Annotated in this window: 16 protein-coding genes; 8 read left to right on the top strand and 8 right to left on the bottom strand. The window is 47.7% G+C overall.

The window, feature by feature from the left end:
* Positions 1 to 18: 18 nt before the first annotated feature.
* Positions 19 to 462, top strand: coding sequence for a heme-binding domain-containing protein (locus VM802_RS28100; protein WP_325537044.1), 444 nt, complete (start codon positions 19 to 21; stop codon positions 460 to 462).
* 161 nt (positions 463 to 623) lie between these two features.
* Here the strand turns inward: VM802_RS28100 and VM802_RS28095 are convergent, their stop codons facing one another.
* The 3 genes from VM802_RS28095 to VM802_RS28085 all read right to left on the bottom strand — a co-directional run bounded on the left by VM802_RS28095 (position 624) and on the right by VM802_RS28085 (position 2639).
* Positions 624 to 1370 carry an SDR family NAD(P)-dependent oxidoreductase gene (locus tag VM802_RS28095; RefSeq protein WP_325537042.1) on the bottom strand — a complete coding sequence of 249 codons (747 nt, stop codon included), beginning with the start codon at positions 1368 to 1370 and terminating at the stop codon, positions 624 to 626.
* Between the two features lie 11 nt (positions 1371 to 1381).
* Positions 1382 to 1606, bottom strand: coding sequence for a tautomerase family protein (locus VM802_RS28090; RefSeq protein WP_325537040.1), 225 nt, complete (start codon positions 1604 to 1606; stop codon positions 1382 to 1384).
* A 142-nt stretch (positions 1607 to 1748) separates the two neighbouring features.
* The gene (locus VM802_RS28085; protein WP_325537038.1) at positions 1749 to 2639 is read right to left on the bottom strand and encodes a helix-turn-helix domain-containing protein; all 891 of its coding nucleotides are present in this window, start codon (positions 2637 to 2639) and stop codon (positions 1749 to 1751) included.
* A gap of 148 nt (positions 2640 to 2787) precedes the next feature.
* On the opposite strand from VM802_RS28085, the gene VM802_RS28080 reads away from it, so the two are divergent.
* The gene (locus VM802_RS28080; RefSeq protein ID WP_325537036.1) at positions 2788 to 3042 is read left to right on the top strand and encodes a hypothetical protein; all 255 of its coding nucleotides are present in this window, start codon (positions 2788 to 2790) and stop codon (positions 3040 to 3042) included.
* A gap of 31 nt (positions 3043 to 3073) precedes the next feature.
* On the opposite strand, the gene ligD is transcribed toward VM802_RS28080, so the two are convergent.
* Positions 3074 to 5761, bottom strand: a complete 2688-nt coding sequence (gene ligD / locus VM802_RS28075; RefSeq protein WP_325537034.1) for a DNA ligase D — start codon at positions 5759 to 5761, stop codon at positions 3074 to 3076.
* Between the two features lie 463 nt (positions 5762 to 6224).
* Here ligD and bsh point away from each other — a divergent pair, with 463 nt between their 5' ends.
* The 4 genes from bsh to VM802_RS28055 all read left to right on the top strand — a co-directional run bounded on the left by bsh (position 6225) and on the right by VM802_RS28055 (position 13073).
* The gene (bsh, locus tag VM802_RS28070) at positions 6225 to 7337 is read left to right on the top strand and encodes a bile salt hydrolase (protein ID WP_325537032.1); all 1113 of its coding nucleotides are present in this window, start codon (positions 6225 to 6227) and stop codon (positions 7335 to 7337) included.
* A gap of 493 nt (positions 7338 to 7830) precedes the next feature.
* Positions 7831 to 10896, top strand: a complete 3066-nt coding sequence (locus tag VM802_RS28065; RefSeq protein WP_325537030.1) for a SusC/RagA family TonB-linked outer membrane protein — start codon at positions 7831 to 7833, stop codon at positions 10894 to 10896.
* A 16-nt stretch (positions 10897 to 10912) separates the two neighbouring features.
* Complete coding sequence (locus tag VM802_RS28060; protein ID WP_325537028.1) at positions 10913 to 12313, top strand: RagB/SusD family nutrient uptake outer membrane protein; 1401 nt, start codon at positions 10913 to 10915, stop codon at positions 12311 to 12313.
* Between the two features lie 91 nt (positions 12314 to 12404).
* A complete protein-coding gene (locus tag VM802_RS28055; protein WP_325537026.1) occupies positions 12405 to 13073 on the top strand; it encodes a hypothetical protein in 669 nt (222 codons plus the stop codon).
* Between the two features lie 36 nt (positions 13074 to 13109).
* Here VM802_RS28055 and VM802_RS28050 read toward each other — a convergent pair whose 3' ends face one another.
* The 4 genes from VM802_RS28050 to VM802_RS28035 are packed head-to-tail and all read right to left on the bottom strand — an operon-like array spanning position 13110 to position 18864.
* A complete protein-coding gene (locus tag VM802_RS28050) occupies positions 13110 to 13805 on the bottom strand; it encodes an ABC transporter ATP-binding protein (RefSeq protein ID WP_325537024.1) in 696 nt (231 codons plus the stop codon).
* A 12-nt stretch (positions 13806 to 13817) separates the two neighbouring features.
* Entirely contained in the window at positions 13818 to 16016 is a 2199-nt protein-coding gene (locus VM802_RS28045; protein ID WP_325537022.1) for a TonB-dependent siderophore receptor, read from the bottom strand.
* A 9-nt stretch (positions 16017 to 16025) separates the two neighbouring features.
* Positions 16026 to 17450 carry a DUF3526 domain-containing protein gene (locus VM802_RS28040; protein ID WP_325537020.1) on the bottom strand — a complete coding sequence of 475 codons (1425 nt, stop codon included), beginning with the start codon at positions 17448 to 17450 and terminating at the stop codon, positions 16026 to 16028.
* A 1-nt stretch (position 17451) separates the two neighbouring features.
* Complete coding sequence (locus VM802_RS28035) at positions 17452 to 18864, bottom strand: DUF3526 domain-containing protein (RefSeq protein ID WP_325537018.1); 1413 nt, start codon at positions 18862 to 18864, stop codon at positions 17452 to 17454.
* Positions 18865 to 18976: 112 nt separating this feature from the next.
* Here VM802_RS28035 and VM802_RS28030 point away from each other — a divergent pair, with 112 nt between their 5' ends.
* Together VM802_RS28030 and VM802_RS28025 are read left to right on the top strand one after the other, a co-directional pair.
* Positions 18977 to 21181 carry a peptidase domain-containing ABC transporter gene (locus VM802_RS28030; RefSeq protein ID WP_325537016.1) on the top strand — a complete coding sequence of 735 codons (2205 nt, stop codon included), beginning with the start codon at positions 18977 to 18979 and terminating at the stop codon, positions 21179 to 21181.
* Between the two features lie 21 nt (positions 21182 to 21202).
* Positions 21203 to 23791: a lantibiotic dehydratase gene (locus VM802_RS28025; protein ID WP_325537014.1), complete on the top strand. Its 2589-nt coding sequence runs from the start codon at positions 21203 to 21205 to the stop codon at positions 23789 to 23791.

Genomic DNA, 23791 nt, shown 5'->3' with positions numbered 1-23791 from the left:
ACCGATTACAACTTTTTTATGAAGAAGTTCCGGATCATTTTATGGATACTGCTGGCCGTAGTAGTGTTGATACAATTTGTAAGACCTGCTGAAAACCGCAGCGTTCAGGCAGATAGAGGCGATATCACTACAATGTATACAATGCCCGACAGTGTGCACACCATCCTGAAGAATGCCTGTTACGACTGTCACAGCAATAGCACGCATTATCCCTGGTATGCGCAGGTGCAACCTTTCGGATGGTGGCTGGCCATGCATATCCGTGATGGGAAAAAAGAACTAAACTTCAGTGAGTATGCTTCCTATTCAACGAAGCGGCAACGGAGCAAACTCAAAAGTATAAAGAAACAGATAGATAAAGGGGAAATGCCGCTATGGTCTTATACGTTAGCACATCCCAAAGCAAGGCTGACAGCGGCACAGAAGAAAGCTATCATAAACTGGACAGACAGTGTCTTGTAGTTTCTCGCAAAGGTGCAAAGGGAGCAAAGTAGCAAAGGATATTTTTAAGTTAGCAAAGAACTGTTTTATAGTCCGAATATATTTTGGGGACTACTAAATAGTCTTATCAAACTTAAAAATATCCTTTGCTACTTTGCTCCCTTTGCACCTTTGCGAGAAACCTACGCTAATGTATGTCCTGCTACATGTCCACCGTCTACATTGATGGTGGTGCCGCTGATGAAGTCATTGGTCGCGAGGAGGTAAGCTGTTTCGGCAATATTAACGGGGTCGCCTATACGATTCAGGAGATGCAGGCCTGCAAGACTGTTAGGATCTGTGATTCCGTTCTTCTCCTGTAAAGGGCTGCGTATGATACCGGGAGCAATGGTATTCACCCGGATATTGCGGTTCCCGAACTCGGCAGCCAGCTGGCGGGTGAGGGCATGAACAGCGCCTTTGCTGGCAATTGGTGCAGTGGATGGGAAGCCGGCAATAGCATGATCTACCAGCACTGTGCCGATATTGATAATAGCGCCGCCACCATTATTGAGCATGGCGCGGATAGCTGCCTGTGAGGTGAAGAAGGTGCCTTTCAGGTTAATATCCAGAAAGCGGTCCAGGTCTTCTTCTTCCACATCCAGGAAAGGTTTTGCACTGAATACCCCTGCATTGTTCACCAATACATCCAGTCTGCCATATTGTTGTACTGCGGCCTCTACCAACTGTTGACCTACGGCTCTCTCACCGATGTTGCCGGCGATAGCTGTCAGCCGTTCGCTGTGTCCCAGTTCTGTAGCGGCCTGGCGAAGGTTGGTTTCATTCACTGAATTGATCACTACGCGGTGTCCCTTATCGAGGAACAGGCGGGCAATTGCTTTGCCAAGACCGGTGGAAGCACCGGTCACGATCACTGATAATTGTTTCATCGTCTTGTACTTTAGGATTGTTTTATTAATTCGGTTGTTTGTTCACCATCAAAACCCCAGTTATCAGTATCAATTTCCTGGATAACGATATGGGTCTGATCGGGACGTTTGTGGAGAATGTCCACCAGCAGTTGGGTAACGCCTTTGATGAGCGCACGTTTCTGTTCTTTTGTAACACCGTCGCGCGTGATTTCGATTTTTACGTATGGCATTTTGTATTGTCTTTTATAATACAAAGTTCTGCCATAGGACGTTTCCGGTAAATGGACGCGGGAGCATTTGCATTGTACTTTTGAACAAGATATTTCTTTATTGGATCAAATAGAAAAAGCCGGAGGGATTTTGTGCCGCAGGCTTTTCAACCTGGTCTATTTTTACCTAGCCCCTTACCTCCAGTAACTTATACTGACCCGGCGCCACGCCTGTATGTTTTTTAAAGAAGCGGTTGAAATAGGCGGGATCGTCGAAACCCAGTGAGAAGGCAATCTCTTTCATGCTGAGCGACTGATGATGCAGATAACGTTTGGCTTCGAGCATAATCCGGTCTGTGATCAGTTCTCCGGCGGAACGGCCTACAAACCTGCGCGACAGAATATTGAGGTTCCGCGCCTGCGTGGAAAGGAGATCTGCATAATCCTGTACATGATGCAACGTGCGGTAGTTTTTTTCTATCTCTACTTTATACCTGCGAAACATATCATGGCCTATACCGAATATGCGATTTTCAATGCATGCCTGGTTAGGTTTCAGTCGCATCAGATGGGTAAACAGTATTTTAAGGTAAGAGGGTAGAATTTTCTCTTGTCCCATACCATCGCGCTGTAATTCGAGTTGCATCATACTGAACAGGTTCTCAAAAAGCGATATATCTTCCGGTGCTGGCTTCAGCATGGGGGCTGCGTCTATGTTATCAAACAGGCAGCTATCCAGCAGGTACTCATCTGAATCGCGGGCGTCGCTGAAAATGCCTGGCAGGAATTTCAATATATAACCGGTAGTCTTTTCTGCTTGTTGGAGTTTATGCATCTGTCCGGGCGCCAGCAGGTATATCACGGCGCCATCATAAGGATAAGCCACTCCATCTATCAGGTGTATGCCTTTGCCCTGTTTCAGCCAGATGATCTCATAGTACTCGTGGCCGTGATGCTCTTTGAACTCCGCCTGTGTACATGACACCACATCAAAGGACGTTACCTTAAAATACCGGTGAATTTTTTCATCGCTGCAATGCTGACCGATCCTATATATGGGCGCTGTGTTTTTCGACATGTTCGTAAACTTTGACACTGGATATGCGCTGTAAATTTACAGATTATGCAAAAGCGATGATTGTACTTTTGAACATTTCCGTTGGATTTTTGACAGAGACCGCTAACCCCCGCATGATACTTGTGGCCATTTTCTTAAAACACCACATATGTCCCAGCAAATTAACGTGAATATCAATGGCGAACTGTACGCCCTGCGGGTAGAGCCTGAAAATTACAATGGACACAAAGTATACTATATCCTGAACGACAATATCGGTGAACTGTTTCAACACAAGGTTCCCGATCACCTGGTACTGATGGATGCAGAAGATGACAGTTTTGTCTGCTCACCCAAGCTTACAGAAATGGAGGGTGGTTATATCGTGCAACAGATGTGGCAGGCAATTAAAAGTAGCTGTTAGCATTCAGCGGCGGAAAGCTGGTGGCTAAATGCTACAATAATGGTTTCAGCTTAGCCAGCACCCGGTGCATATTGATGCCCTTACCCAGTACTCCTTTCAGAAGGTCGCCTTCTGAAGCAAGGCGTTGTAGCATATTATGAATATTGAAGTCGTTTATCTTCAGTCCCTTTTTTACTTCCTCCCAGTGTAGCGGTGCGGATACGGTGGCGCCCGGCCTGGGCCGGAGCGAATAAGCTACCGCCATGGTCTGGATCTGCCGGTTTTGCAGGAAGTCGAGGTAGATCTTGCCCTTACGTTTGGCCGGCGCACGTTGCACGCTGGTTGTTTTTGGCAAGTGCTTGTTCACTACACCCACGATTAGTTCCGCCAGCATGCGCGACTGGTCAAAGCTATATTTTGCACCCAGTGGAATTAATATATGCATGCCCGTAGCGCCGGATGTTTTTACGAACGAGTTGGCCCCAATACTATCCAGCACTTCTTTTACGGCCAGGGCGGTTTCTATTACCTGGTTGAAGGGATTGTTGTCGGGGTCCAGATCGATGAGGCAGTAGTCGGGATTGTCTGGTTTGTTTACACGGCTGTGCCAGGGGTTCAGCTCAATACAGCCCAGGTTGGCCATATACAGCAGCGTCGCCACGTCTTTACAAACCAGGAACTCTTTGGCGTCGCCGTCGGATTCGCTGACGTAGGGAAATCGTTCAATCCAGTCGGCTACCTTGCCGGCAACATCCTTCTGGTAAAAGCTGAAGCCGCGAATGCCTTCAGGGAAGCGGTTCAGTGATTGCGGTCTGTCTTTCATATAGGGGAGTATATAATCTGACACAGCTGCATAGTAGTTGATCATATCCCGCTTTGTAATACCATCCTCAGGCCAGTATACCTTGTTGAGGTTTGTGAACTTCAGCAGGTGTCCGTTCATTTTAGTTTCTACCTGCTGTTCGTCTTCGGGAAGGAAGGGGAGAGGTTGGCCGGAATTTTTCTTCTTCTTATCAGCGGCAGCGGTATTGGCTTGGGTACGGGCGGTTGCTTTCTTTCCTTTGAGAGGCGGTGGTACTACTTTTTCATCTTTTTCACCGGCGGCGCGCTTGTCTTCGCGCATTCCCAGAAATATGGGCTGACGCAGGATGCCCTCATTGGTTACTTCCGAAAATTTCACTTCACATACGAGCTCCGGCTTCAGCCAGGTAGCTGGCATATTGGCTTTGGGTGTTACCTTGAAAGGCGGCTTGTTGGTAATCAGTGGCTGGAATTTCCTGAAGAGTTCACGTAGTAGTTTTTCATTGAAGCCACCGCCGGTATGACCAATGTATTGCAGCTGTTTTCCTTTGTATTTGCCCAGTATCAGGGCACCGAAATGCTTACGGGTTTTTCTGCCTTCCGTGTAGCCGCAGATAATGGCTTCAGTTCTTTTGTTGTGCTTTATTTTCAGCCAGCTGTCGGTGCGGCGTCCCGTGATATAGCTACTGTCGGCGGCTTTGGCCATAATGCCTTCCAGCCCTTTGGCGATGGCCGCTTTGTAGAAAGCAGTACCCTGGCCTTCTACATGGTTGCTGAAAGAAATCAGCTTATTTCCTTCAGGAATGATGGCTGCCAGTATCTGCTTGCGTTCTGCAAGCGGCAGGCCGGTAAGATCCTTCCCTTCATACCAGGGCAGATCAAAGATATAATAGACGAGGTGGGTACTTTTGCCTAGCTGCAAATAGTTCTGCAACGCCTGAAAATCCGGGTTACCTTTATCATTGAGCGCTATAATCTCCCCATCTATAACAGCTTTTACTTTCCATTGCCGCAGCGCTGCTACGATGACGCTGAATTTCTCCGTGAATGAAAGCTGATTGCGCGACAGCAATTCCACTTCCCTATTGTTGAGATAACCTACAGCCCTGTAGCCATCCCATTTTATTTCGTATATCCAGTCATCTTTATCAAATGGCCGCTCAGTAAGTGTTGCCAGCATGGGTTTAAGGCGCCTGGGCATAGGGGCGGTCTTCCCTTTTTTTACAAGAGCTGCGATCTCAGCGCTGATATTGTTTTTGCCGGTGGATGTTTTTTCCGCCGCTGACTTTTTTTCTGTCGATGATTTACGGGAAGATGTTTTGGTAATCTTTTCCTCCCGGTTGCTTTGCCAGGTCTGTTGAGGATTGCGAGCCACCTGGTCAAGTGTTTTGTTGGAAACCACAGATTTGTTCTTCGTAGTAATATCTTTTGTGGTGGCGTATTTGTCTTTGTGCTTAATCAGTAGCCAGGCATTTTCACCACGGCCGGCGGTTTTCACCAACGCAAAACTGCCTTTAAGTTTTTTGCCATTGAGGGTGAATTTAAGTACCCCACTGTTTAAGCTGCGCAACAATGCTTTTTCCTGTTGCCGTTTATCCGTAGCCGTTGTTTCATCGGAAGTGTAGGAGCCTTCGTCCCATACAATTACAGTCCCGGCGCCATAGTTACCTTCCGGGATTACACCTTCAAACTGTCTGTAGTCGTAGGGGTGGTCTTCCACCATCATGGCCAGTCGTTTTATCTGCGGGTCCAGTGAGGGGCCTTTAGGGATGGCCCAGCTTTTCAGTACCCCGCGCATTTCCAGCCTGAAATCGTAGTGGAGGTGAGAGGCATGGTGCTGTTGCACTACAAAGTGCAGTGCCTGGTTCTGGCTGGCGCCGCCTGTAGGCTCAGGCGTTTTGCTGAAAGATCTTTTCTGCTTGTACTTTTCTAAACTCATGATGAAGAAAATTATGCTGAAGAGATGTTATACTGACTGAGCCCCTTTGCCGTCGTGGTGTTTAGCGCATGATTATCTAAGCCGTACCGTGCGCAAAGACAGGGTAGTTCCATGAAAGTGCTGCACGGTGTTGACGTATTGCCTGAGATGTGTATCCGGTTTACAGAAGCAAAATACGGCATTTTACCGATGACCGGTTCGGTAAGACTTAACTCCTGACCGCTTTTACCTATTTATTACCTATCTTGCAACAGATTAGCCACAAAAGATTGATAAACCAATTAAGCCGGATGCTCCAGACTATAGTGTATCGTTTGTTATTCCTTATTTGTCATGTTCTGGCAAGTGTTATCCCCGGTGAGTTACAGCCCCCGGATGTTCGGCCCCGTGCTTTGTAAATTGAATCCCCTTTCTTTTGTCAGCAATAAACTTTCCATGAGTTGTATTTAAACAAAACCCAGATATGAAAAAGTTAATCGTTTGTTGTTCCATCGTTCTTTTGTCCATGCTTAATTTTTCCCGGTCTTACTCCTGTACCGGTATCCGTTTAAAGGCGAAGAACGGCGCGGTGGTATATGCACGCACACTGGAATTTGGTATTCCCCTTCCCTCAACAGCCGTTGTTGTTCCCCGCGGCTATCTTTTCATGGCCTTTGGTGCTGATAACAACAAGAACGGCATGGCGTGGAAATCGAAGTATGCTTTTGCCGGTGTGAATGCGGCAGGCAAAGAGATTATCATGGATGGTGTCAATGAAAAGGGATTGGGCGCCGGCGCCTTTTACCTGGCGGGATTTGCTGGTTATCAGGATGTCCCGGCAGCAGAGGTATCCAAATCCATTAGCAGTGTGGACGTGGTAGGCTGGCTGCTTTCTAACTTTGCCAATGTGGAGGAAGTGAAGCAGGGCATCGGTAGCATAAAAGTGAATAAGGCTGTGGTAGCACAACTCAGCCCTACTCCCGTACCGCTTCATTATAATGTGCACGACGCGCAGGGTAACGCTATAGTAATCGAATATGTAGGTGGAGAGTTGCATGTATATGATAATCCATTAGGAGTGCTTACGAATTCGCCTACGTTCGACTGGCACATGACGAATCTGCGCAACTATGTGAATCTCTCACCGGTGGATGTACCACCCGCAACACTGGAAGGGATTGCTTTTAAACAGACAGGACTGGGCAGTGGACTGCTGGGGTTGCCCGGCGACTTCACCCCGCCATCCCGGTTTGTACGTGCAGTAGCATACTCACAGAGCAGTGTGCCTGCAGAAAATGCAGAAGAAGCGGTAGACCAGGCTTTTCATATCCTCAATGCATTTGATATTCCCAAAGGCGTTGTGCGCAATGCCAATGAAACTCAGCATGAGTATACACTATGGACCAGCGCCAGTGATCTTCAGAATAAGCGTTTCTATTTCCATACTTACCGCAACAGGGAGGTTCAGGTGATAGACCTGATGAAGATGAATATCAACGGTAAAAACATTATCACCTTCGATATGGACGAACCACAGTCCATAGAAACCCTGACATCCGGAACGGTCTTGAAATCTTCCACTAAAAAGAGGAAATAAATCCCGGGAATCCCTCCGTTTTTTAGGCGGAGGGATTTTCGTTCAGGCATCAGGGAAAGTACACAATGCAATAATATTGCAGTCTTTTAGCTTATGGTAGAGGGTATTTGCACATCTTCATCATAATACAATATCATTTATGCTTTCAATGAAAACAATTTTTTGTTGCAGGGATGTTCTTGATAAGTTTGAAATGATGATTTTTCATTTGTCAGAATGATACATTATTTCACTGTTAATGATTGTGATTTTGTATTTGTTGGAACAATTTTCGCGCCTGTTGATTATATACTTAGATATTTGATTCACAACAGAAAGAGGAAAGAAAACGTCGTTTCTCATACACTTATCCGATTCTTCTTTTGCACAGAAAAAACAATATCTGCTGCATTGCAATGACATAGAAAAAATCATTGCAATTTTCAGGCGGTAGTTTTTTTTCGTAATTTATCCGCTTGTAACGCAATCAATCAACCCAAAAACTAAATTGCTTATGAAAAGAAAGCTACTCCTGTGGCTTTTCTTGCTTGCTGTCACAGTATGTGCTAAAGCCCAAACAAGAACCCTAACAGGAAAAGTAACTGACCATGCCAACGCATCTCCTTTACCTGGTGTGTCTATCAAAGTCAAAGGAACTAACAACGGAACCTCTACCACTGCTGATGGAACTTTCCGGATCAATGTGCCAGAGAATGCAAAAGTCCTCGTGTTTTCTTTCTTAGGTTATGAGACTACAGAAAAGAACATCGGCGGTCTTTCCAACCTCAGCGTATCACTCAGCCAGGCTGCACAAGGACTGACAGAGTATGTAATGGTTGGTTATGGTACACAATCAAAACTCGCGCAAACCGGGGCTATTTCGCAGATATCAGGTAAGCAGGTGGAAAACATTCCGCTGCCATCTGTGGATAAGATCCTGCAGGGTAAAATAGCCGGTTTGCAGTCGCTCGGCGGTTCCGGCCAGCCTGGCGCCATTCAGCAGATCCGTATCCGCGGTATCGGCTCTATCAACTCCAGTGCAGCGCCGCTGTTTGTAGTGGATGGTGTGCCCATCAACGCCGGGGATCTGTCAAGAAACACAACTACTGCCAACTCACTGGCAGGTCTGAACCCGAATGATATTGAGAGTATTTCCGTATTGAAAGATGCGGCATCTTCCTCTATCTATGGTTCCCGTGCAGCCAACGGCGTTATACTTATTACCACTAAAGGTGGTAAAGCAGGTAAAACCCGTATCAGGGCAGACGCAGAATATGGTTTTGCTAAACCTATCCTGCGTGATGCCAACCGCCCGCTTAACGCTTCAGAATGGCGCAACCTCACCGCAGAAGGTTTTGTGAATGCCGGCTTCGATGCTGACATGACAAGCGCCCTGAAAGATGTGGATGAAAGCTTTGGTAGCAACAATGGTGTTAATACCAACTGGCTCGATGTTGTTACCCGTACTGGTCAGCAAATGCAGTACAATCTCTCTGCAGACGGTGGTAATGACAAAACACAGTTCCATGTTTCCGGTGGTTACTTCAAACAGGAAGGTACGGTGATCGCTTCTTCATTCGACAGGGTGAGCGGAAGCTTCAACATCAAACACAAACTCAACGATCGTATTACCTTCGGTTCAAGCCTGATCGCTTCTTCATCCCGTCAGAGAGGACCTACCAACGGAGGCACCTTCGCCAACCCTGTGCTGGCAGCGTATTTCCTGTTGCCTCACTATTCTCCTTACAAACCTGATGGTACCCCCAATTTCTCCAGTGATCCAAATGCTGAATTTGGCCCTGGTGGTACTTTCAACCCGATAGCTATTGCTGCAATGGATAACAACAGGAACAGCACACTGAAAGCGATCGGTTCTATATGGGGTGAATATGAAATCCTGCCTAACCTGAAGTTCACCACCAAATACGGTGTGGATTATAACAACCTGGAAGAGCTGGGTTATCAGAATCCCTTGTATGGTGATGGTTTCGCTGACCACGGTATCAGCACTGTGAACTATACCCGTTACTTCAACTGGGTATGGACTAATATGCTGAACTACCGCTGGGATATTAAAAAAGATAACCAGTGGGTAGTAAACGTGAAAGCGGGTTATGAAGCACAGAAATCAAAACTGTTTTTCTCCACTACAGAAACCCGTAATCTGCCTTCCAGGTTGGATGTACAACTGGGAGCTGCTGGTTCCAGGCCTACTGAAGCCAGTGCCGGTGGTTCTGACTATTCATTCGCTTCTGTACTCGCCCTCGGTGATGTTACCTACAAAGGCAAGTATGTACTGTCTGGTAGTTTCAGAAGGGACGGATCTTCCCGTTTCGGTAGCGACAACCGCTACGGTAACTTCTGGTCTGTGGGTGGTTCATGGAACGTAGATCAGGAAGATTTTCTGAAAGATATCAGCTGGCTGGATCAGCTGAAGGTGAGAGCCTCCTATGGTCAGAACGGTAATGCTAACTTCGGTACTTACCTGTTTGACTATGTATGGAGATCCCTGTATGGTTATGGTAAAGGTACCGACACCAAAAATAACGCTTACAACTTCAATTATGAAGGCGCTGTGGGTAGCGCTCCGCTTTCTGCCGGTAATAATGCCCTGACATGGGAAGTGAACAAACCTTTTGACATAGGTGTGGACTTCTCCGTGTTCAAACGCCGCCTGAATGCTTCTGTGGAATACTATACCAGAACAACATCGAGCCTGCTGATGGAACAGCCGCTGTCAAGAACTTCCGGTTTCCAGGATTATCTGACTAACATTGGTTCTATCCGCAACAAAGGTATTGAGATCACGTTATCCGGTACACCGGTGATAGCTGGTGATTTCCGTTGGGATGCGAGCTTCACTTTTGCGCATAACAAAAATGAAGTGGTATCACTGGCCAGCAGCCTGCCACAGATCAGTGGTCAATTTATCCGTCAGGTGGGTTCCGACTACCAGACTTTCTACGTTCGCCAATGGGCTGGTGTAGATAAGCAAAACGGAGATGCACTTTGGTATAAAGATGATACCCATAAAGAGACTACGAATAGTTATTCACAGGCTAAGCGTGTAGCGCTGGGTTCTGCTTCTCCGAAATACTTTGGTAGCTTTGGATCTACCTTCAGCTTTAAAGGCTTCAGCCTCGATGGTTTGTTGTATTACAACTTCGGTAACTACGTTCAGGATCTTTGGGCCAGATACCTGCAGGGTGATGGCTTTGCGGGTGCATTCAATAAAATGGCTCCCCAGCTGAACAGGTGGCAGAAACCTGGTGATGAAACCGATGTACCCAAGTATGTGTTCAATGGTAACAAAAACTCCAATGAAATGTCCAGCCGCTTCCTGTATAAAGGTGATTATATCAGGCTGAGAGACGTTACGCTGAGTTATACCTTCCCCCAGGCCTGGCTCAATCACGCCAAAATTTCCAGCCTGCGTGTGTACGTAAGAGGTACAAACATCTGGACATGGGTGAAAGACAAGAATATCACTTCAGATCCTGAAGCAAGCATCGCAAGCCAGTCTAACCTGGAAGTGTTCATGCCTAAGATCTATACAGTGGGTATCAACCTGGGATTATAACATAAACGTTTAAACGATGAAAAGACAAATCAAACTATATACAGCAGTCGCCGGTTTTACCGCAATGGGTTTACTGGGCTCCTGCGGCAAAGATTTCCTGGACCTGAAGCCGTATGTCAGCGTACCTACGGATGAAGCCTTCAAAAGCGTTTCCGATGTGGAAAACGCGATGACCGGCGTTTATGCCAGTCTTACAGAAACAGATTTCTATGGCCGCTCCATTCCGGTGATCGGTGATCTGATGGGAGATAACACCACGGTTTCCGTGAAGAACTCAGGTCGTTACATTCCTCAGTTCAAATATTCTGTGACGGTAACAGATGCAACGAACTCCGTTAACTGGCTGGATGCCTATAAAACTATTCTGCGCGCCAATAACGTTATTGACGGTGTAGACAAAAAGTTTGCTAATGATGACCTGGGGAAACAGTACAAGGCGGAAGCACTGACCGTGCGTGCACTGGTATATTTTAACCTTGTCAGAACATTTGGTAAACCTTATACAGATGCTCCGGCTTCCGATGGCGTGCCCATTGTACTGCACTATGACCGTGATGCCAAACCTGCCCGTAATAAAGTACAGGAAGTATACCAGCAGATCGTAAAAGATCTGGATGCTGCATATCCACTGTTTACACAGGAGGGCAGCCCGGTTACGCGTATGTCCAAATATGCATCCCGCGCCCTGGCGGCCAAAGTAGCGTTATATATGGGAGATTATGCCAAAGCGCTTACATACTCGGAAGATGTGATCAGTAACAGCGGCGTAGTGCTGTTGAAAAAAGACCGTGTTGCGAGCTACTGGGCGGAAGCTTCTCCATCGGCTACTACTCCGGAAACACTCTTTGAAGTGGGTGCTGATGCAGTGAACAACAACGGTAATGACGAACTGGGTAATATGTACAATCAGCTTGGCTATGGCGATCTGCTCTGCACTACGCCGCTCTATGACCTGTACAGTACTACAGACGTAAGAAAAGCCCTGATCATCGACGGTAAAAGAGGTGGACAGAGAGCGCTGATCGTAAACAAATACCAGCATATTTCTGAAGATTATGACAACAAGAAAGTGTTGCGTATGTCTGAAATGGTGCTCATCGCAGCCGAAGCAGCTAACCGTACCGGCGACGATACCAAAGCACAGGGCTACCTGAATACGCTTATGGCGGAACGTGATCCTAACCAGAAGTATACTTCCACAGGTACACAGTTGCTGGATGATATCATCACTGAAAGACGCAAGGAACTTGCTTTTGAAGGAGACCGTTTTCATGACCTCAACCGCCTGAAACGTAACCTCGTGAATGGCGGAGGAACGGCGGTTAACTACGGTGATTATCGCCGTGTATCGCCTATCCCGCAGACAGAAAGGGATGCCAACCCCAACATGACTCAAAACGACGGTTATACAAAATAAGTACAGCCAGGCATTGAATTGATAACAACCGGAACGCTGCAGCCATATACGTTTGCAGCGTTCCGCTTTTAACCTGATTAAAACTGATTTTATGAAATTCCGTTTTCTTACGAGCCTGGTAATAGCAGGCTGCCTCGCTGGAACCAGTGCTCATGCACAGATATATATGGATGGTGTGGATGGTAAACCTATCCGCGAATCCAAATACGTGGATGTGCAAGGCACGCCCTATCTTCAGGATGAATGGGCTAAAGGCTCCATCCAGATGAAAATAGGCAAAACATTCACAGATCTGATGCTGAAATATGACATGGTAGAAGATGCTCCGCTGTTCAAAGGTAAACAAGGTGAATCTATTTACTTTGCAGAGTTTCCCCAGGCGTTTACTATCACAGATCTTAAAGATAATCATCTACAGCAGTTCCGCAGCGGTTACAAACCTGTGAAAGGCGCTACGGCACAATCATACTATGAAGTACTGGCGGATGGTAAAGTACAGCTGCTGAAAAGAAAAGTAAAAGTGCTGCGTGAAGACAAACCTTATGGCTCCGCCACCACCGTGCGCAAAATAGACGAAAACATCAATTACTTCATTGCTAAAGACGGCCAGCCTGTGAATATCAAGAAAAGTGAACGCGCTGTGCTGGAGGCTATCGGCGACAAAAACTCCGAACTGGAAGCATACATCCGCAGCAACAAGCTGAATGTAAAGAATGATGAAGACCTGATCAAGCTGGTAGCCTATTACAATGGACTGTAAGTTTACGATTGCTGTTTAACCCCAATTTCAATTCCCTCATATCGTTTCCAGGTACAGCTTCTGCAGGTCTTCTGCATTGATGCTTCGTGCTTCGATAATATGTACCAGTTTCCCCTGTTTCATGATACCTATCCTGGTGGCAATGGTCACAGCATTGAAGATGTCGTGCGTGGCCATGAAGATGGCTTTGCCCTGCCTGCTTAAAGATTGTACGATCTCATTGAACTCGCTGGTGGCCTTGGGATCAAGACCGGACGTGGGTTCATCCATGAAGATGACGCCGGCATTTTTGGCCAGTGCAATGGCAATACCTACTTTCTGTCGCATCCCTTTACTGTGGTTACCTACAGGCTTGTGAAAGGCGTTGGGCTGAAGACCCGCCCGTATCAGGAAGGTCTCCAGTTGTTGCCTGCTATACTTGTATCCTGCAATACGGCTAAAGAAATCCAGGTTTTCTATGCTCGTAAGATAACTATAGAGCATCACCACTTCAGGGATATAGGCGATATGTTGCCGGGTCTCTGCATCATCAGGGTTTACCTCCTTACCATTGATGAAAGCCTTACCGGAAGTGGCTTTCAGGAAACCGAGGAAAAGGTTGATAGTAGTGGTTTTTCCGGCGCCGTTCTGACCAAGCAAGCAGAATGTCTCGCCGGCAGGCACACTAAGGTGGAGGTCATCCAGCGCAGTATGCCCGTTATATCTTTTAGTGAGTGCTATAGCTTCTATCATGGTGATGATATTTTAAAGTTTTATACCGACGGTAATCCTGAAGTTAACGGGCTCTCCTTCGATGATGAAGTAGTTTTCTGTATCAGGAAGAGGGTAATCACGGCCGATATCGCCGGAACTGATGTAACGTTTGTTAGTGATATTGTCAGCAATCAGCCTTGCATAGTACTTCGGTGTAGTAAAGCAGATACCGGCGTCGAATTTCGTATAGTCGGGGAGGTATTTGTCGGTGTATGTGGTACGTTTTATCAGCGTCGTTTGCCCCAGGCTGAAAGCAAGACTTCTGTTGGTCTTCAGTGGTATGCTGTATTGTACCCATGTATTGATGATTTGTTGCGGCGCTCCGGGAAGTTTATTGCCTATCAGCGGAGAACCGGCAGTATCCCTGGTGATGCGTGCATTTACATAAGTATAGTTGGCAGATACCGACAGTACCGGCAGTATATTTCCCAGTACATCCACTTCAATACCATCGCTGGTCTGTTCTCCTACCTGTCGCTTGTAACCCAGGGATGCATTTTGCGGGTCAGCTATCAGTACATTTCTCTTGATGGTATGAAAGCCGGCAATGCTGGTCAGCAGGCGCCCATGAGCCCATTCCTTTTTGATACCCACCTCCAGGTTATTGTTGCGCTGTGGATCTACCGGCACGCCTTCCGGCTTCCTGGTCTCAGGGTTAATATCCGGACTGGCTTTCAATCCGCTTTGCGGTACAAACGACTGGTCATACAAAAAGTAGGCAGACATGGAGCTGTCCGCAATCCATGTCAGCGCAACGCGTGGAGAAAATGCATTTTGTGAGATCTTCGTTTCTTTGGCTGGCCTGGTGGGGACTGCGCGTGCGGTTTGTTTACTGTTGAACCAGGTATGCCGTAAGCCCAGCGTCAGTATCCAGTGTGGATTGAATTTAATGTTATCATATACAAAAGCAGCAGCATAATCTGTATTGTAACGAAAACGGCTGGTGCGCGCGGGGTTGATGATACCAACGGAATCCCTTGGTACCGTGTAGTCAATCCTGTCACTGAAGAAAGGGAAGGTATATAACCCGAATTCATTTGCCAACGTATCCCTGCTGGCTGTGAAGTCGCCGCCAGCAAGGATGGCATGCTGTAGTATACCAGTATTGAATTTACCGTTCACGAAAGCCTGCGACACAAATGTTCTTCCCCCAATGGCGGCATGCATGGCCAGTCTGTCTGTCTTCCCGTCGGGTTGAAAGGTAACGCCGGTGAACGTTTCAGACGACAGCATATTCCAGGAGCTGTAGGGCGCCCGGTTATACAGCGATTGCACCGTCACCTGCCAGCTGTTGCTGAAAGCATGATTAAACAGGAGCCGCGCTACCTGCGTTTGGTGGTAGGCGGCGGGTAATCCCTTCCCCGCGCTGAAGTTGAAACCTAAACGATCGTGCATCGCATCCGCTTCGGAGCGTATCTTTGTAATGTCAGTGCCATTGCGTGTTTCCCCTCTTATAAAATCATATTCTCCCAGCATATAAGTTCGCTTGCTAAAATTATATTTCACAACAGGGGCGATGACATATTTATCCGCTTTGATGGCATCCAGATAAGACCCCATATGCTGATACACTGCATTGATGCGGAATGAGAATCCTTTCTCCTTTGCCTGTGTGCCCGCATCTATGGCTATGCGCGCCAGCCCGAAGCTCCCGCCGGAGATCTCTGCATTGAGCATACGGTTACCTGGCGTTTTGGTGTTGATATTGATCGTACCGCTGGCTTCCCCTACAGAATTAATAAAACCCGCAGGGCCTTTCACAACCTCCACGCTTTCAAATAGTGTCTGATCATCGAGGAGCGCGCCATAGTTGCCACGGCGTGGCATACCATTGATGGTGGTGGTGGCATTGAAGCCTCTCATCATGATAGAGGAGGAATGGTCGAAGAGCGAGCTGTTGAAACCAAAGTATACGCCGCTGGCGTTGCGTGCGGCATCTTTCAGCTGAAGACCACCCTGTTGCTGCAGCAGCTCGGAAGAAATGCTGATAATATTCTGCGGTATTTCCAGCAGCCGCTGTTGTGTTTTGAGAGAGGAGGAGAGAGTGTCTTTTTTCAACAGTTTCGCACGCTGCGATAATACCTCTATCCTTTGCAGCTGCCGGTATCTCATGCTGGTATCTATACTTTGCCGGGCTGCCAGCACAGATGGCAGGCCAAGCAACAATGCTGTGTAAATGAATGTATTCATGTCTGATAATTAGTATCCGGGATGTGTTAATTTGCCTGTGGCGATAATGATGATGATCATCAGCCATACGGATATACTGCCAATGAGTATCTTTCGGGTCTTGGCATCGTCTCCGCTGAAACTGAAGCGAGGCAGGCTGTCCAGCTCTTCTTCCTTAAATCTTCTGTCAAACAGCAGATAATTGTTCATAAACCGGATCCACTTTTCCCGGAAGATGTTTACCTGCATAGTGTAATCGTTATAGTTAGCCAGTCCGGATTCTGCATTGGCGTATAATAAGTGTTGCAGTTGTGTTACCGGATTGAAGTAAAGTCCACGCAGCAGTATTTTATTATAGCGTTGCATGCTTTTATCATGTGCTTGCATAATCCTGTTGAGGCGTGCGCCCAGCAGATCTGTATAGGCTATGAAGCGGCGGTTGCCGAATTCCGCAGTATCTCCCGTTTGCCGCAGATGATGGTATTCGGGATGACGCTGATAGAAGCTGTCAATCAGGGCAGGTACAGGCATCTCCCAGGTTTCCTCTTTGCATACACGCTGTGCAGACGCCAATTCGGAATGTAATGGCGGCGGCGCTATCAGCGTGGCGCTACTGTTCATAGCTGCTGGTATCACTATTACAAAAAGCAGCCATAGTCCCAATGTGCATAATATATTCCAGTGTGATGACTGGCGGAAGCCGATAATCAGCCAGCAGAGCGCAAACCAGAACAAAAGGTATATCAATGCGAGATATAACCATAGCAATACATCTGTAATGCTCATACGGCTGTAGGGAATGGTAAGAACGAAACCGGGAACACTCAGCAGGAAAATAATGAGCGCAATAACAATAAAACGAAACAACAGCTTGTAATACACGATCTTCCGCATAGATGCGCCCTGTATGGCCAGTAGTTTGTCTGTACGGCTCTCCATTTCCTTTGATAAACAATTATGGCTCCAGGCCATCACCAGCAAAGGGAACAGATAGATGATAACGAACGACAGATCAAAATTACCCGCCGCGAGTTTCTCTGCATTGATGAACTCCGCATTGGGAGGTGTCACAATCTCGTGCTTCGAACTCACAAGATCATAAGAGGGCAGGAGGTCACGTTGTCCTATGGCCAGCATAGACAGCCTGTGTGGCGGATGAGTGGCATAAGGCGGGTTACGGAACTCGACCACTTGGGGAACACCTGCGTTGGCCGCCAGATTCTTGCCGGCGCGGGTGCTGGTGTCTTCATGAAAGCGCTTGTGCAGCTCCTGTTGCAACGCAGCCTTATTCTTATGCAGACTATCAAGACCCGCTGCCTGCCTGCTGATCACGGCATGCCCGGCATACAGGCTGTATATGCTGATGATGATATAAAAGGCGAGCATAATCAGCTGTGAAGGCTGACGTAATAATTGTCTGAATTCAAATCTGAATATAGTAGTGGCCAGAGACATATTAAAGGATCAGCAATCGTTTTGAAATGAAGTATAATCCGACAAAAGCCAGCAATGTCCAGCATCCCAGGGTAAGCAATGAAGTACATTGCCGCAGGATGACCGTTCGTATATCCGGTAGATGATACCGGAATGATGGGATATGCTGGAAGAAAGCAGGACCAGCCTTGTAGTCCCCATCGCCGTGATCAGGATGCCTGGCCAGTTCCAGGTTCAGCGTGCGGATGAATTTGTTCCGGTACGTCCTGGCCTGGCGGTAGAATTCATTATGATGATAATAATCAGTGGCGGCCATCGACATGGAAAAGCGTTTCAGGCTGATGAAGGGATCCAGCAGGCCTGCTTTGTCGAGGAAAGACTGCTGCTGTGAAAACCCCTCTTCGACTTCTTTATAATAATGATTGAAAACTTTTTCCTGGTAATCTTCTCCCTGCTGCATGATTAATGCGGATGAGTTGACTGGTAACTGACCGGCACTGTCGGTATGGTACTGTTGCAGTAGTTGTTTCAGGTAACGATCAGCTCTTTCATAATATGGATCATGGCCGTCAAGTCCTTTCAGGAAGCCCTGTCTCGTCTTATCCTCAAATACGGACCTGGACATCACCGGATATTTTTTCTCTGCCTGTGCTGCCGCTATCTTCGGTAGGAGGATAGTTGTACATAGCCAGAAGATAAGTGCAGTCAGCATCGCCGCGCGGGAATCTTTGCTCAGGGCAGAGATGCCGGTGGCAATAGCGGTGAGCAATAAGTAATATAACAGGTACACCGCCGTGATCAGTATGCTGCGTAGCCACCAGTCACTACCCGCAGATATGACCGATAGTAACATCATCACAAAGAAAGGCAACAGGATGCCGGCAAATACGATATAACCTGCCATCACCTTACTCCACAATATAGCAGGCGGATAACGCCCCTGCATCAGCAGCATGCGGTAAGTACCTGCTTCTTTCTCCGATGTCACAGATGAAGACACTGTGGCCATAATAAGCAACGGTACGATCAGTTGCAAAACCATCGCAGGACTGAACAACCCGAAGCGCGAAGAGGCATCACTGCCCTGGGCCTGGCTGAAGTCTACTTCATGCTGCATGTGCGCTTCTATACGAAACGTGGTACCGGCATAGTCATTCAGCCCCGGATCGAAAGCTGCCGGCAGATCCAGTGGTTTGAAGAGGTAGGTGCCGAAGTGGGCCGCGTCATGCGGATTCCGTACCTGCTGCCCCCATTGTCGCTGGAACAACACGTTGGCCTGCTCCCGGGTGTGCTGTGCCTGACGGTATTGCAGCCACGAAAAGAGACAGGCCGCCAACAGAGCTGTCCATATAATAATAGCCGCCAGTATCAATACCCTGCTGCGGTAAAGTACCTGTAACTCTTTACTGATAAGGGTTATATAGACCTTTCCCATTTTGTTGCTAAAAAAATACCTTTATAATGCAACGAAGTTGCAAATAAATACTGATATTAGCAACAATGTTGCAAAAATGATCGAGTAACCCGATGAAAAGAGGATAATGCGCATGGCTACACGTTTTTTTAATCACGATAGTTTCCCGTTTTATAAACAGGCCGACTCCATGGACTGCGGCCCCGCGTGCCTGAAAATGGTGTCGGCATATCATGGGAAATCATTTCCCATAGCCTACTTCAGGCGCATATGTCACATCGGTAAGCAAGGGACTACACTGGCAAGTCTTGCGGCGGCAGCGGAACAACTTGGCATGAGGTCATTGTCTGCTGAATTGCCGCTGTCGACGCTCACAGAAAAGGCGCCGCTGCCCTGCATCCTGCACTGGGAAAAAAACCACTACGTAGTATTGGTAGACATCGACCACAACAGCGCCGCTGTGGCTGATCCGTCGCTGGATCGCATCGTCCGTGTAAAGCGACAGGATTTTATGCAATCATGGCAAACAAATGAAGCACGCGAAACAGGCAGGGCGTTGTTCCTGGAAACAACGCCCGTTTTTGAAGAGTTAGAAAACCAACATGACAACAAAGCCTCCCTCTGGTCATTGCTACCCTATGTGCGTGAACACCGCAAAGCGATATGGCCGCTGCTTATCAGCATTACCATGGCCTGCGCCTTTTCCCTGCTCATTCCGGTGCTCACGCAACTGATTGCGGACAAAGGTATCCGGGAGAGAAATGTAAACATATTACTACTCATCTGCCTCGGACAACTGATGCTGTTTATCGGCAAAACATGGATGGACTTCCTGCGCGCCCGCTGGTTATCGAAGATAGGCGCCCGCACAAGTATCTCATTGCTGCGTACTTTCCTGACAAAGCTCATGCGGCTGCCATTTCCGTTTTTCGATAACCGCCAGGCGGGTGATAACATGCAGCGGGTAACAGATAATCAGCGTGTGGAAGATTTTCTTACCGGCTCTGCTATCAGCTTTGTTATTTCCATACTCACCTTACTGGTACTTGGTGTGGTGTTACTGTATTACGACTGGAGAATCTTCCTGCTGTTTCTGGCCGGTGCGGTATTGAGTCTTCTATGGTCGGTTTCCTTTCAGCAAAAAAGACAGGGACTGGATCAGAAAAAATTCAAAGTACTGGCAGCTAATCAGCAACTGATGCTGGAGGTATTCTATGCCATGCAGGAGATAAAATTAACCGGCAGCGGAGAGGAGAAGAAGGTAGCCTGGGAATCACTGCAGGAGCAAGCTTACGGCCTCAAGCTGGAAAGCCTGCGGCTTGATCAGTCTATGCAGGGCGTAGGCGCCTTTATCAATGAAATAAAGAATGTGCTGATCTCATTCACTGCGGCCATGTTGGTAGTGAATGAGCACATCAGTCTTGGCGGTATGCTGGCAATCACTTATATCTGCGGCCAGCTGAATACGCCGGTGATCCAGCTGGTGGACTTTGTGCGGGCCGCACAAAACACGCGATTCAGTCTCCAACGCATGTCAGAGGTATACCTGGAGCCGGAAGAAGATGCTGGATTGTCAAGGCAGGAGATACCGGCGACACCAGGCGATATACGGTTGAATAACATCAATTTTCGTTATGGTAACACATTCAATCCGTTGGTGCTGAAGAATGTGCACCTCACTATTCCTGCCGGTAAAGTCACAGCTATTGTGGGAATGAGCGGCAGCGGCAAGAGCACGCTGCTCAAACTGTTGCTGAAATTTTATCAACCTGTTGCAGGCCACATCACTGTTGGCAGTCAACCGCTCGGTGGTATACACGCTGATGACTGGCGTAGCCGCTGCGGAGTAGTGATGCAGGATGGCTATATCTTCAGTGATACTGTTGCCAATAACATCTATGGAGGTATTGCAGAAAAAGAAGAGGCGCGCCTTTATGAATCTGCTACTATGGCTAATATGCACGAATTTATTTTGTCGATGCCTTTCGGTTATAATACCGTCATCGGCAAAGACGGATACGGTCTTAGTGAAGGGCAGAAGCAGCGCTTGCTCATTGCACGGCTGATCTATCGCAATCCTTCCTACATCTTCCTGGATGAGGCCACCAATTCGCTTGACGCCAACAATGAGCTGGCCATCGTCAATAACCTGAATAAATTCTTTAAAGATAAAACCGTCCTCGTGGTGGCACACAGGCTGAGCACAGTGAAACATGCAGATCAGATCATTGTGATGCATAAAGGAGAGATCGTGGAATCGGGCACACATACGGAGCTTACCGCCGCGCACGGCAGTTACTATCATCTGATCAGGAATCAGCTGGAGCTGGGCAAATGATAACCTTGTAAACCAATATGCATGAGTATTACTGTATTTCCTTATTCCCTGGTAAGATATGCGGCGCTTGACAGTCGCCTGTTGGATCACTGGACACTGGCGGATGCGGAAATGATCTTTCACCGTTATCAGGAAGAACAAAACGTAGTAAAGAGCCTCCGGGACCGGCTCTGTGACCGGATTTTCGAATTGGCCGGCCGGTTGGAAGATGACCGGTTGCGCCAGAAACTAATACAGTTGAAAAGAGCAGTGTACAATAACAAAGAGCCGGGCGCAGGTCATCTTCCGGAGCTGGAGACTCTTTTTGATGATGGCCTGCGCGAAGCTTTTGCTATCTACGGCGAAAAGATAACATCAGTACGCACATGGCTACACGAAACCAGGCGGGCCTACGATGCTCTGATGAGCAGTCACCGCAGGGATTTACAGAATATGGCTGGGATGGAGTCGTTACAAAAGGGGATTCTGCTTTCAAGTCCTGTATTGCTGGAGCAGCTACCGTACTTTACGGGAAAAGACCCATCGCTGTTTAAGCAGAAGGATCATAAAATGGAGATCAGCCTCCTACGCTACCTGACGCGTATGAGTTTCAAGACATCGCCCTTCAGCACCTTCACTTATACCGGGCTGATGACATTGGGCGATAAGAATGTAGCAACGCAGACGCCGGTGAGCCGTCTCAAACTGAACAACAGCATCTTCGGTTATCTTATGGCTATCATCCGCCGTCATCCTGTGCTCAATAATCATCTGATCATCTCAAAAAATATTACTGCAACAGCAGATACCGGGAAGTTTCATTTCTTCATCAATTATATGAATGTTGAATCTTTCCAGCAACTACCGGCTACCGCGCTCAATAAGCTGATTATGCAGCAGCAGGATGGTATCACGTTGACGGAAATGGTGACGTTCTTATCTGATGCAATTGAAGATGCTGACAGGGACGCTATAAAAGACTACCTGTTGAAAATGGCCGCCACCGGTATTCTGGAGGCGGGTATCGGCGTATCGGGGATGGAGGAGGACTGGAGTAGCCGGCTACTGAGCTTCCTGGAAAATATACATCCGGCGCCTGAAGAGGTGATCCGGATAAAAGATCTTTTCTACCAGTTGCATGACTACAGGAACGCCTATACGAATGCGGCCGCCGCAGAACGCGCAGTAATACTCACGGTAACAGCAGAGCTGGTGAACGGTGTGTTCGGTTCGTTGCAGGAAGGAGCGGGACTCCCCATAACAACAGAAAGAGCAATGAACAATGAACCGCCAAAAGTGCTGCATACGATGCAGTTCGCCCATCACCATTTTACAGGCAGGCAGATTTTTTATGAGGACTGTTACACACCTGAAGCAGAATCGCTACCGGAAGAGACGATACTGCCTGTTACACAGGCGGCTGAAACCCTGCTACACAGCCTTTCTCCATTGGACCATCTGAAGCCGGAGCGTGATAGCATGTGTTCCTTCTTCCTGAAACAGTACGGCGAAGATGCCAGTATAAAGATTTTCGATTTTTACAGAGACTATTATTACCACGTTAAAAAGCCGCAACTGGAAACCAGGGAAGACATGACGGCGGCAACGGGCGACTGGCATAACGAAATCATGCATCGGTTGCAATCAGTCCTCGATACGGATTCCTGCGAGATTCATCTTGACCCGCAGATTTTTCCGGATATACCTGCGGATACCTGTTCCCAATCACGGGGTCTGTTTGTACAACTGTTTGAAGAAGACGGGATGCAGCAGGCCGTAATCAATGCTGTGCTGCCGGGCATGGGCAAAGTGAATGGCCGGTTCCTCTCACTGTTTGGTAAGGAAGTGGCAGCGCACTTTGCCAGCTTTAATACACGGATGCACAGCAGTGCGGTCATGGTAGAACTGAACGATGCCTCCAGCTTCAATGCCAATATGCACCCGCCGTTGTTGCAACATGAGATCAGTATGCCCGGTGGCAACAATATCTATGCACAAGAACAGCGATTGCCGGCCACTATGCTGGAAGTGCGCTATAGCCCTGATTCCGGGACGCTCGTACTATATAATGGCGCACAACAGGTATACACCTATGATCTCAGCCTCGAATCTTTTTTCAATCGCTCGCACCTTTACCGTTTGCTGGCACATTTTAACCCGGATGTCCGCCCTTCGCTCAGTGCCTTTGTGAAGATTGTGGATACCTGCTATGAGCAGCTGCATCCGGTTGATGGCAAGGAGATGTACAGCTGGCCGCGTATCACATATGCGCAGCAGCTGGTACTGCGCAGAAAGACCTGGCAAGTGAAAACAGCTGCCATACCGCAGCAGGCTGTCCATGAAACGGAGTTGGATTATTTCATCCGGCTGCAAAGCTGGCGACTTGAGAACGGATTGCCGGAACAAGTATTCCTGTTCCTGCGCAAAAGATCTAAAAACACCGGCAAAGTGGGGACGGATGATGACTACAAGCCACAGATCATTTTCTTTTATCAGCCACTGATGATCGTACTATTCAGAAAACTGCTGACGCGCGCCGGCGATTATATCTATTTCGAAGAAGTATTGCCCGATCCCCGCTCCGGCAATGTGGTAAAGGAATATCTATTGCAATGGTACAAATACAGATGA

It is taken from the genome of Chitinophaga sp. (assembly GCF_035538455.1).
Lineage (GTDB): Bacteria > Bacteroidota > Bacteroidia > Chitinophagales > Chitinophagaceae > Chitinophaga.
The sequence above is the reverse complement of the archived record's forward strand: the minus strand, read 5'-3'. Positions and strand labels throughout refer to the sequence as shown.